The sequence below is a fragment of the Thermostichus sp. MS-CIW-41 genome, assembly GCF_054058915.1.
The window spans coordinates 1-10496 of sequence record NZ_JBSSBO010000069.1 but is presented as its reverse complement, the minus strand read 5'-3'; the positions used below and the strand labels follow the sequence as shown (position 1 = coordinate 10496).

Below are 10496 nucleotides of genomic sequence, written 5' to 3'. Positions count from 1 at the left end.
GAAGGGGATGCTGACCATAACGCTGCTCAAGTAATCTCTCTCCTTGGGGCGACTGTAAACTCGCCTGAAATTCCGAAACTTAGCTGTCCTCTGGGTCAGCTAGGGATTGGGATAAAGCCCGCACCCTGCGCATAGTGCGGGTGTCGGGTAGTTTACTTTCGCAAGACTACATCATCCCCTTAGGTGCAGAGCCAGCCGCCGGCTTGGGCTCAGGCTTTTCCACCACAATCGCTTCGGTTGTGAGGTACATTCCGGCTATGGAAGCCGCGTTTTGCAGCGCTGAGCGCACCACTTTGGCCGGATCGACGATCCCCTGGGCAAACATATCCACATAGGTTCCGCTCAGGGCATCGAAGCCAAAGGGCATCTCCTTCTCCAAAACCTTTTCCACCACCACTGACCCTTCCAGACCGGCATTGTGGGCAATCTGAAAGAGAGGGGCCTGCAAGGCTCGGTAAACAATTTCTGCCCCCACCTGTTCTTCGGCATTCAACTTGGCCTTGAAAGCCGGGATCCCTTTGGAGAGGTGCAATAGCGTCGCCCCGCCGCCAGGGACGATCCCTTCTTCCACCGCAGCTCGGGTGGCATTCAGGGCATCCTCAATGCGCAGCTTGCGATCTTTGAGTTCTGTTTCAGTGGCAGCCCCCACTTTGATCACCGCCACTCCCCCGGCTAACTTGGCGATGCGTTCTTGCAATTTTTCGCGGTCGTACTCGGAATCGGTGGTTTCCAGTTGCTTGCGAATTTGAGCCACCCGCTTTTCCACCGCCGCTTTGGTGCTGCCATCGGTCACAATGGTGGTCTTGTCTTTGGTGACGGTGATCTTGCGGGCCACCCCCATCATGTCCAGGGTGACCTTATCCAGCTTGATGCCCACATCCTCAGAGATGAGCTGCCCGCCGGTGAGAATGGCAATATCTTCCAGCATAGCTTTGCGCCGATCCCCAAAAGCCGGAGCCTTGACCGCCACCGCATTGAGTACCCCCCGCAGGCGGTTCACCACCAACGTGGCCAGAGCTTCTCCCTCTACATCTTCCGCGATAACCAAAAGAGGCCGACCTTCGCGGGCCACCCGCTCCAGGATGGGCACCAGATCTTGCAGGCTGGAGATCTTGTTGCTGGTGATCAGCAGATAAGCATTCTCGTACTCGGCCACCATCCGCTCCGAGTCGGTGACGAAATAGGGGGAAATGTAGCCGCGGTCGAACTGCATCCCCTCCACCACGTCCAACTCGGTTTCCAGCGACTTGGATTCTTCGACCGTGATCACCCCATCTCGACCTACAGCATCCATGGCCTTGGCGATCATCTCTCCCACTTCGCTGTCGTTGCCGGCAGAGATGGTGGCTACTTCGGCGATGGTCTTACGGCCTTCCACAGCCTTGGCGTGAGCTGCAATTTGCTCCACCAAGTAGGCAGTGGTCTTTTCAATGCCGCGCCGCAGAGCCACAGGGTTGGCGCCCGCCGAGATGTTTTTGAGCCCTTCCCGCACCATGCTTTGGGCCAGGATGGTGGCTGTGGTGGTACCATCTCCGGCCACATCGTTGGTCTTAGAGGCCACTTCCCGCATCAACTGGGCGCCTGTGTTCTCCAAAGGATCGGCCAACTCAATTTCCTTGGCAATCGTGACCCCGTCGTTGACGATTTGGGGGGCACCAAACTTCTTCTCCAAGACCACGTTGCGTCCTTTGGGGCCAATCGTAACCTTGATTGCATCCGCCAGTTGGTTGATGCCCTGCTCCAATGCCTTGCGGGCCTCTTCTCTAAACAGAATCCGTTTTGCCATAGAATCCGCAATCCTCGTGAGTCTGACTGGGCTCCTACTTTGGGTACTGCCAGGCGGAGTGGGGTTCCCAGGAATCCTCCGGCTCGGCCAGCAGGGAGTTAGCACTCTAAACTCCCGAGTGCCAATCTAGCTCAAAGACGGGAGCCTGAGCAAGATGGGCAGATCCGGAGTCACGTTTTGGCTGACAGGGGGGAGAGGGCTAGGAGTTGCCGCCGATCAGGATGTCGGGAAACTGGGCCTGGGCTTCGCTGATGGGGCGGTTGCGCCCGCCGTTTTGCCAGTAGTTGATGAGTTCGGTGGCTCGGTTGAGCAGCTCAATGCGATCCACCTCGCTGATCCAGGTTTTGCTTTCCAGCTCAGCCTTAAGCTGCTCCCAGGCGTCATCCCGCGGCCAGAAAAAGTAGTGGGTGAGGGGGCTGCGGTTTTTGGCCACCACCTGATCGACGGCAATAGCCAAATCGTTTTCCAACCAGAGGGCTTTTAGGGCGAACTTCGGCAAGGCTCTCTTCTCCTTTGGGCTACTCAACGGACGATCCAATCCTAACCAGGCAGCCTTTCATTCTGACATATGTCCTGTCCATCGGCGGGCCGAGAGCCGGAAGATGGATACGGGCTCAGCCCTGTCTGGGGGCAAAGGGCCCTAGATCACAGAGGGCTGTTTCCCCTTTCAGTACCAAGTCCCGCAGGATGGCGGCGCTGATCGGGGCCAGCAACACTCCATTGCGATAATGGCCGGTGGCAATGAGCAGATTGGCGTAGCCAGGAGCCCAACCCAGGATGGGGGCGCGCTGTCCCACCGGTCGAGGCCGATGGCCGGCCCAATGATCCAACAAAGTTGCTTCGGCCAAAGCCGGGCAGAGTCGGATGGCGCGGGCCAGCAGATCTTGTAGCGCCAGCAGCGTCGGCTCGGGATGAGGGGCCTGAAATTCCACTGTTGCCCCCACCCACAGGGATCCATCGCCCAAAGGAACCAGATGCAGATCCGCGTCGGTGACCACGGGCCCCAGGGGGATCCCGGGAGCTCTGACCCGCAGGGCCTGGCCTTTGACCGCTTGCAGGGGCACCTGCAACCCCAGCTCTTTGGCCAGAGGGGAGCTGCCCAGACCTGCCGCCAGAATGACGTGACCTGCCGAGAGGGTGAGAGCGGGGGTGTAAACCGCTTGCAGGCGAAAGGGGGGATCCGAGCTGCGCTGAATCTTCTGGACAGGCTGGTGGAAGAAAAAGCGGGATCCCTTGCGTTGGGCTGCTTCCAAGAGAGCCTGGGTTAGGAGCTTGGGTTGGACTTGTCGATCCTGGGGAGAGTAGATGGCCCCTGCCAGGTCGCTGCGCAGGCCGGGTTGCAGGGATCCCACTTCGGCAGGGCTGAGCAGATCTAGGCGGTAACCTGCTTGTCGGCGGGCCGCCAGGGTCTCTTGCCAAGCTGCCACTTCCTCCTCCCTGAGGAGTTTGAGAATGCCGCGCCGATTGACGGGCAAACTCCGGCCCAGGTCTTCCTCCAGCCGCGCGATTAGGGGATCGAACAGCTCCAGGCTTTTCAGGCGAAGCTGAACCGTCTCCCCACCCGCTTGCCGACTGGAAATGCCCACCAATACCCCCAGAGCTGCCCCTGTCGAGCCGGCGGCAGGATCCCCGGCATCGATCCCAACCACCGATAGGCCAGCCGCAGACAATTCGTAGGCGATGGCACAGCCCACCACCCCACAGCCGATCACCAGCACATCACAGTTCAACAGCCCGACCCTCAACGGAGACGCTTTTCGTAGTGATACTCCACAGAGTTGCTGCGATCGTGCAATTCACGAATTTCCGGCAGACGCACATAGCCGAGCCGTTCATAGACCCGATGAGCCGTCGTGAAGCGAGTATCTGTCCACAGATGCAGAGAGTCCGCCTGCTGCTGCCGAGCCGCAAATTCGGCCTGTTCAATCAAGCGCCGACCCAAACCTCGACCCCGCACTGCAGGCAGGGTGTAGAGTTTTTTCAGCTCCATTCGCCCAGGGATCCCATCGGGCACAAGGCCGACACAGCCGACCACTTGATCCTGATGCTGCGCCACCCAAAGGGATCCCCCCATCTCCGCGAAAGCTGTGGCAGGCTGAAGCAGCTCCGGCACCTCTTCGATGTCCAATACACAGCCTGGATACTCCGCAAAGACCACTTGCAAAATGTGGAGCAGAGCCGCACTGTCCGAGTTTTCCGCAGGACGGATGTCGATCTGCATCGAGCAGCGAAGAAAAAGAAATCATCGTTAAGTAAAGCTTTCTCGATTGTACCTGGGCTTGCTCGAGGACTCTGTTTTCTCTGTTTCTCAGGGAGCAGAGGATCCCTGAGGTGAGCGGCTAAGATCGCTAGCATCCCCAACCCCATCTGCCCATGGATACTGAACTGCTGGTTCCCGACGTCGCCGATCTCGTAACAGAGGATGATACCCCGGTGGATAACTTTGCCTCGGAAAAACAGCAGCGCCTCCTGACTGGAGCTCTCTACAGCGCTTTGCGCGGCAAAACCTTTTTAGCAGCGGCAAATGTAGGCATCTACACCGCCATCGGTCGGCCCCCGATTGTGCCGGATGTTTTTCTCAGCCTGGACGTCACGGTGCCGGAGCAATGGTGGGAGAAGCAAAACCGTTGCTACCTGCTCTGGCAATTTGACAAGCCGCCGGATGTGGTGATCGAGATCGTCTCCAACCGCGAAGGCGACGAGCTGGAAGGCAAGCTGAGCCGTTATGAGCAGATGCGAGTTAGCTACTACGCGGTCTTCGATCCCAATCATGAGCTGGGGCCAGAGGAGTTGCGCATTTTCGAACTGCGGGGCCGCCACTACGCGGAAATGACCGAGACCTGGCTAGAACAGGTGGGGCTGGGCCTGACGGTGTGGGAAGGCGTTTTTGAGGGGAAACAAGCTCGCTGGCTGCGCTGGTGTGATGCCCAAGGGCAGTTGCTGCTGACCGGCGATGAACGGGCTGAGTTGGAGCGGGAACGGGCGGAGCAGGAACGTCAACGGGCGGAACAAGAACGCCAAAGAGCCGAGCAAGAACGCCAAAGGGCGGAGCGAGAACATCAACGGGCGGAGCGTCTGGCGGCAAGATTGCGGGCTTTGGGTGAGGATCCCGATTTGGAGAGCTGAAGCCCAGGGATCCCCTTCAGCACCCACCCTCCACTACACTCAGAGAGGGAACTGCTGCCGGAGTGGCAGGGATCGTTGGACTCACAGATGGGTTATCGCCGCCGGGATTGGTTGGCCTACTGGCTGCTCAAGTGGCTGGTGGTCAACCCCTTGTTTCGGGGACTGTATTTTGGGCGCACCTATGGGCAGGAAAACGTGCCTCGCCAGGGATCCCTCATCGTCGTCAGCAACCACGCCAGCCATTTGGATCCGCCGCTGGTGGCCAATGCGGTGCGCCGCCCGGTGGCCTTCATGGCCAAGGAAGAGCTGTTTCGGGTGCCGGGGCTGAAGCAGGTGATCCAGCTCTACGGCGCCTACCCGGTCAAAAGAGGCGGCTCTGACCGCGCTGCCCTGCGGGCCACGGAAGCAGCCTTGGCGCAGGGATGGGCGGTAGGGATCTTTTTGAATGGCACTCGTACCCCCGATGGCCGCATTCCTCAGCCCCACTTGGGAGCGGCCTTGGTTGCAGCCCGCACCCAAACGCCTCTGCTGCCTGTAGCCCTTTGGGGCACGGAAAAGGTCTTGCCCAAGGGATCCCGGTGGCCGCGTTTGTTCTGCCCCATCACGGTGCGCATTGGCAACGTGATTCCCCCCCCCGCTTCCAGCGATAAGGCCGATTTGCAGCAGGTGACGGCAGAGTGCGTGCAGGCTATCCATGCCCTTTTGGATCAGGGGCGCTGAGGGTATCTTGGGCTACCAGATACTCAACAACAGGGATCCCTCCCAAGATGTGCTTTTGAAGAATCTCCTCCACCACCTCCGGCGTGACCGAGTGGTACCAAAACCCACCGGGATAGACCAGCAGCACAGGGCCAGGAACAGCATAGTCGCATGCCCGCAGGCAGTTGGCTTTGGTGCGGTGTACCCGCAGGGATCCGGCGCTCCCGATTTCCAGATCCAATTCTTTTATCCGCGATTTTAAATAGTCCCAGGCTTCCAATCCCACGGCTTTCTCACAACATTTGGGCTTGGTTTGATCTGCACAAAGGAACAAATGCCACTGGTAGGGCGGAATGGGAGCCGGCTGAGGCGCTTGGCCTGGGGATCCGGTTGCCGAGGAGGGATCCAGGATAGGGGAAGAAGCGACAGGACGCGACATAACAAGATGTTTGGGCTTGGCTACAGTTGCATTATCCCCTGTTCTCTAGGTTCTTACCGATGCTGGTGGATAACCCCAAGCAGCGACTGTTTCTTGCTCTGCTCCCCCCTCCAGCACTGCAAGAGCAGGTGACAGCCATCAAACAGCAGTTTGCCGAGCAATTTGCCAGCCAAGCGGCCCTGCGCTCGCCTCCCCACATCACTCTGGTGCCGCCGTTCGAGTGGACCAGTTCCGATCTGCCAGCCTTGACGGGATCCCTAGAGGCCTTTGCCAGGCGTCAGACCCCCGTCTCCATCCAGCTATCCGGCTTTGGGGCCTTCGCACCGCGCGTCATTTTTATCCATGTCGTGCCCTCCCCAGAACTGCAGCGGCTACAAGCTCAAGCCCATCACCACATGGGGATCCTTCTCAACCAGAAAGAGACAACCGCTCAGGGCCGTCCGTTCGTGCCCCACATGACCGTTGCCTTTCGAGATCTAACCCCCGCCCACTTTCGCGCCGCTTGGCCAGAGTTCAAGACGCGTTCTTTCCAGAGTGCGTTTGTAGCGTCAGCTTTGACGCTCCTCCTCCACGACGGCAAACGTTGGCAGGTTTTTGCCCAGTTCTTGATGGGAGAATGATGGGGAAGCCAACCGAAGCAGCCTACTCCACCCAGTGAGCGGCCATGTATTCCGCCAAGTCCAACACCCGCTGGGAGTAGCCCCACTCGTTGTCGTACCAAGCCATCACCTTCACCAGATCCCCATCCAGCACACTGGTCATCTCCGCATCCACAATGGCCGAGCAGTCGTGGCCGCGGTAGTCGATGGAGACCAAGGGAATATCCGAGTAGGCGATGATCCCTTTCATCGTAGTTTCTGAGGCTTCTTTGAGGGCAGCGTTTACCTCCTCGGCAATCACGCGCCGCTCCGTCTGCACCACCAAGTCCACCAGAGACACATTGGGCGTGGGAACCCGTACCGCCACCCCATTCAGCTTGCCTTTCAGCTCCGGGATCACCAAAGCCACCGCCTTGGCAGCCCCCGTGGTGGTGGGCACCATGCTCAATGCTGCTGCCCGGGCCCGCCGCAGATCGCGGTGACCACCATCTAAGATCCGCTGGTCGCCGGTGTAACTGTGGGTGGTGGTCATGGTGGCACGGAGGACGCCGAACTTGTCCAGCAACACCTTGATGATCGGGGCAAGGCAGTTGGTGGTGCAGCTGGCGTTGCTGACAATGTTGTGCCGCACCGGGTCGTAGGTGTGTTGATTAACACCGTAGACAAACGTGGGAATGTCTCCCCCCTTGGCCGGGGCGGTGATCACCACCTTTTTGGCCCCCGCTTCTATGTGCTTAGAGGCACCCTGGTAGTCGACAAAAACACCTGTAGCTTCAATAACAAGATCCACCTTCCACTCTTTCCAGGGCAGGTTGCTGGGGTTGCGGTCGGAAACGGCATAGATATGCTTGCCGTTCACCACCAAACCGTTTTCTGCAGGCTCAACGTCTGCTCCCTGCAACGGCCCAAGGATGGAATCGTACTTGAGCAGGTGGGCAGCCGTGCGAGCATCTGAGGTGTCGTTGATGGCAACAATGTCCAGGTTGGACTGGGAGCGACCCAGCCAACAGCGCAAAAAGTTGCGACCAATGCGACCAAACCCGTTGATGGCTACCCTAACCACTGCTCCTGACCTCGCTGCTTGAAATCTCTTGGGGGCTGCTGCCTAGCACATGATATCGCAACCCCTGAACATTCTGAAGACAAAATTTGGGATCCAAGGGGTTGTCTTCGTGGACGTTGACCTGCAAACCTATGCGGAGCAGGGATTGAGCCTCTTTCAAGCGGGATAGCGCTGGTGCAGCAGAGCCATAGCCGAGGCTACATTTTCTACCCCTCGCTGCTCCAGAAGATCCGTGAACATACTATCCAGCCAGTAAAGGTGCTCGCTGATGATCTGGCTCCAGGCGCGGTAGAGTTTCACCTGGACTTCCAGAGGCAGCAGGATCAGCCCTTCGGTGGAAAGGCGTAGGGTTTGCACCTCGGTCATGCTCACTGCCGTAAAGGAGCGCCGCCGTCCCGTCAGCAGAGAAAGTTCCCCAAACAAACGCCCGGCGTGCAGCGTAGCCAGCCAATAATCTCCCGGATGTCGCACATATTGGCGACGCAGCTCCACCACTCCACTGAGGATCATGTACAGGTCACTGCTGGGATCCCCCTCTTGAAAGATCACCTGGCCAGGAGAGAAGCGGCTGGGCAACAGGGCTGCCGTCAGCGCCTTCCACTCGGCATCTTCCAAAGATTGGAAGAGCAAGTGCTCGCGAACACGCTCAAACGGATAACGGGGGCTGCTCATGATGTCGGTGGGCCAGAGGGGTACCTGAGGCCGGCTCCGTTTCATCCTACCGCTGCCGGCAGGGTATTGGGAGATGGGAGAGAGTTGTCCCCAAAGAGTATCTAAGATGCAATGGAAAAGGTAGGTCGCTCCCAGGGATCCCATGCAGCCTGGCTCAATTGTCCGCTGCCGCAACCGCGAGTGGGTGGTGCTCCCCGCTGATTCAGAAGAAATTGTGGTGCTGCGGCCCCTCACCGGCACCCCAGAAGATGCGGTTTGCATTCACCGACACCTGATGAACCTTGTGGGCGGCACCTTGCCCTTCGAGCGAGTGGAGCCTACCGCCTTTCCTTGGCCCTCTGGGGATCATCCTGCCGATGCCACCAGTACCCTTCTCCTCTGGCAGGCGGCCCGGCTGATTTTACGGGAGGGCGCAACTCCCTTTCGCTCTCTGGGGCGCCTCTCGATTCGGCCACGGGTATACCAGTTTGTGCCCTTGCTCATGGCGCTGCGCCTCGATCCGGTGCGGCTATTGATTGCCGACGACGTAGGGGTGGGCAAGACCATCGAGGCGCTGCTGATAGCCAGGGAGCTTTTGGATCGCGGCGAGATCCGACGCCTTTGTGTCCTGTGCCCTCCCTATTTGTGCGAGCAGTGGGCCAGCGAGCTGGCCGAGAAGTTTAACCTGGAGCCAGTGGTCATCCGCTCGGGAACGGTGGGGCAATTGGAGCGAAAAACCCCTGTTGGGCGCAGCCTCTACGAGCACTTTCCTGTCCAGGTGGCCAGCATTGACTTCGTCAAGACCGAGCGCAACCGCCACCCATTTCTGCAATTTTGTCCTGAGCTGGTCATTGCCGACGAAGTCCATGGGGCAGCGGCGGCCCATGGCAAAAACCAGCAGGAGCGCCACAGTCTGCTCAAAGCGGTGGCCCAAAACCCCAACCGCCACCTGATCCTGCTGACGGCAACTCCCCACAGCGGTGTCGAAGAGGCCTTCCGCTCGCTGCTGGGGCTGCTGCGGCCGGAGTTCGAGACATGGGATCTCCAGGATCTCAACGAAGACCAACGCGTCCAGCTAGCCCGTCATTTTGTCCAGCGCACGCGGCGAGATATTCGGGAAACTTGGCAGGAGCTCACCTGTTTTCCAACCCGGGAAGCTGAAGATGAAACCTACACCCTTTCTGAGGGGCAGCGCAAGCTGTTCGAGGACACCTATGGGTTTTGCTCGGAATTGGTGTGCACAGGGCAGCAACTAGAGAAGCGCCAGCAGCGAGTGCGCTACTGGGGAGCGCTGGCCCTTTTGCGCTGCGTAATGTCCAGCCCGGCGGCAGCAGTAGCGGCATTGCACAATCGCAGCAGAGCAACCCTGGAGGCAGAAGAAGAGGTTGAGGCAGAACTGAGCCGCTGGGTGTTCGAGTCGGCAGAAGAGCGTACCGACGATGAGCTGCCAACGCCAGCTCTTGAAGCCGCAGACCCAACCCTGCCGGATAGCGACCGCCGCCGGTTGCAGGCCCTGGCCCGTCTGGCCAAACAGCTCCAGGGCCCAGAGCACGACACCAAACTGGCGCGGGCCATCGAGCTGGTGAAAAAGTTGCTTCAGGAAGGTTTTCATCCCATCCTCTGGTGCCGCTACGTTGCCACTGCGGAGTATCTGGACAGTTACCTTCGGCAACAGCTGGGATCCCCAGCCCAAGTAGCCTGTGTAACGGGCAGGATGGGAGACGAGGAGCGGGAGGCCAAGATCGCGAACCTGGAAGTTGACCGACCACGGGTGCTGGTGGCCACCGACTGCCTCTCGGAAGGGATCAACCTGCAGGAAAAGTTTACAGCCGTCATCCACTACGACCTGCCCTGGAACCCCAATCGGCTGGAGCAGCGGGAGGGCCGGGTGGATCGCTACGGCCAAAAGGCCAGCCGGGTCAAGGTCATCCGCTTTTTTGGCCGCGACAACCCCGTAGATGGCGTGGTACTGGAGGTGTTGCTCAACAAAGCGCGGGAGATCCACCGCACCCTGGGCACCCACGTGCCTGTGCCGGAGGCTAGGTTGTGTTGATCTTTCATTTGAGCCAAAAGAGAGCACTGACGAGATAGAGAAAACTCAAGAAGTTCCTGGCCAATTTGTCAAAACGAGAA

At 59.2% G+C, this 10496-nt stretch carries 11 protein-coding genes; 4 read left to right on the top strand and 7 right to left on the bottom strand.

The features are described 5' to 3' along the window. Nucleotides 1-166 precede the first annotated feature (166 nt). From groL to ACVWXE_RS13660, 4 genes are all read right to left on the bottom strand, one after another. Complete coding sequence (groL, locus tag ACVWXE_RS13675; RefSeq protein ID WP_414418515.1) at nt 167-1786, bottom strand: chaperonin GroEL; 1620 nt, start codon at nt 1784-1786, stop codon at nt 167-169. Between the two features lie 199 nt (nt 1787-1985). After that, nucleotides 1986-2312 (bottom strand): 30S ribosomal protein PSRP-3, encoded by a 327-nt coding sequence (locus tag ACVWXE_RS13670; protein ID WP_414330048.1) that lies wholly within the window; start codon nt 2310-2312, stop codon nt 1986-1988. Between the two features lie 88 nt (nt 2313-2400). Then, the gene (locus ACVWXE_RS13665) at nt 2401-3516 is read right to left on the bottom strand and encodes an NAD(P)/FAD-dependent oxidoreductase (RefSeq protein WP_457490573.1); all 1116 of its coding nucleotides are present in this window, start codon (nt 3514-3516) and stop codon (nt 2401-2403) included. Nucleotides 3517-3527: 11 nt separating this feature from the next. Further along, on the bottom strand, nt 3528-4007 hold the full coding sequence (locus ACVWXE_RS13660) for a GNAT family N-acetyltransferase (RefSeq protein WP_414330053.1): 480 nt from the start codon (nt 4005-4007) through the stop codon (nt 3528-3530). A 152-nt stretch (nt 4008-4159) separates the two neighbouring features. On the opposite strand from ACVWXE_RS13660, the gene ACVWXE_RS13655 reads away from it, so the two are divergent. Next, entirely contained in the window at nt 4160-4912 is a 753-nt protein-coding gene (locus ACVWXE_RS13655) for a Uma2 family endonuclease (protein WP_457490572.1), read from the top strand. An 87-nt stretch (nt 4913-4999) separates the two neighbouring features. Continuing rightward, complete coding sequence (locus ACVWXE_RS13650) at nt 5000-5632, top strand: lysophospholipid acyltransferase family protein (RefSeq protein WP_414331435.1); 633 nt, start codon at nt 5000-5002, stop codon at nt 5630-5632. On the opposite strand, the gene ACVWXE_RS13645 is transcribed toward ACVWXE_RS13650, so the two are convergent. Continuing rightward, nucleotides 5601-6050 carry a (2Fe-2S) ferredoxin domain-containing protein gene (locus tag ACVWXE_RS13645; RefSeq protein ID WP_414413286.1) on the bottom strand — a complete coding sequence of 150 codons (450 nt, stop codon included), beginning with the start codon at nt 6048-6050 and terminating at the stop codon, nt 5601-5603. The two genes, ACVWXE_RS13650 and ACVWXE_RS13645, sit on opposite strands and share 32 nt — an antisense overlap. 59 nt (nt 6051-6109) lie before the next feature. On the opposite strand from ACVWXE_RS13645, the gene ACVWXE_RS13640 reads away from it, so the two are divergent. Further along, complete coding sequence (locus ACVWXE_RS13640; protein WP_457490571.1) at nt 6110-6670, top strand: 2'-5' RNA ligase family protein; 561 nt, start codon at nt 6110-6112, stop codon at nt 6668-6670. A gap of 22 nt (nt 6671-6692) precedes the next feature. On the opposite strand, the gene gap is transcribed toward ACVWXE_RS13640, so the two are convergent. Further along, nucleotides 6693-7712: a type I glyceraldehyde-3-phosphate dehydrogenase gene (gene gap, locus ACVWXE_RS13635; protein ID WP_011433307.1), complete on the bottom strand. Its 1020-nt coding sequence runs from the start codon at nt 7710-7712 to the stop codon at nt 6693-6695. Between the two features lie 156 nt (nt 7713-7868). Then, nucleotides 7869-8429 (bottom strand): Crp/Fnr family transcriptional regulator, encoded by a 561-nt coding sequence (locus ACVWXE_RS13630; protein WP_187147224.1) that lies wholly within the window; start codon nt 8427-8429, stop codon nt 7869-7871. Between the two features lie 97 nt (nt 8430-8526). On the opposite strand from ACVWXE_RS13630, the gene ACVWXE_RS13625 reads away from it, so the two are divergent. Next, entirely contained in the window at nt 8527-10416 is a 1890-nt protein-coding gene (locus tag ACVWXE_RS13625; protein WP_457490570.1) for a helicase-related protein, read from the top strand. Nucleotides 10417-10496 lie beyond the last annotated feature (80 nt).

What these genes read in the sequence shown, in the direction of transcription:
- ACVWXE_RS13650 (WP_414331435.1), top strand. Translation starts at nt 5,000, where the DNA reads ATGGGTTATCGCCGCCGGGATTGGTTGGCCTACTGGCTGCTCAAGTGG.
- ACVWXE_RS13660 (WP_414330053.1), bottom strand. Translation starts at nt 4,007, where the DNA reads ATGCAGATCGACATCCGTCCTGCGGAAAACTCGGACAGTGCGGCTCTG.
- groL (WP_414418515.1), bottom strand. Translation starts at nt 1,786, where the DNA reads ATGGCAAAACGGATTCTGTTTAGAGAAGAGGCCCGCAAGGCATTGGAG.
- ACVWXE_RS13655 (WP_457490572.1), top strand. Translation starts at nt 4,160, where the DNA reads ATGGATACTGAACTGCTGGTTCCCGACGTCGCCGATCTCGTAACAGAG.
- ACVWXE_RS13625 (WP_457490570.1), top strand. Translation starts at nt 8,527, where the DNA reads ATGCAGCCTGGCTCAATTGTCCGCTGCCGCAACCGCGAGTGGGTGGTG.
- ACVWXE_RS13645 (WP_414413286.1), bottom strand. Translation starts at nt 6,050, where the DNA reads ATGTCGCGTCCTGTCGCTTCTTCCCCTATCCTGGATCCCTCCTCGGCA.
- ACVWXE_RS13640 (WP_457490571.1), top strand. Translation starts at nt 6,110, where the DNA reads ATGCTGGTGGATAACCCCAAGCAGCGACTGTTTCTTGCTCTGCTCCCC.
- ACVWXE_RS13630 (WP_187147224.1), bottom strand. Translation starts at nt 8,429, where the DNA reads ATGAAACGGAGCCGGCCTCAGGTACCCCTCTGGCCCACCGACATCATG.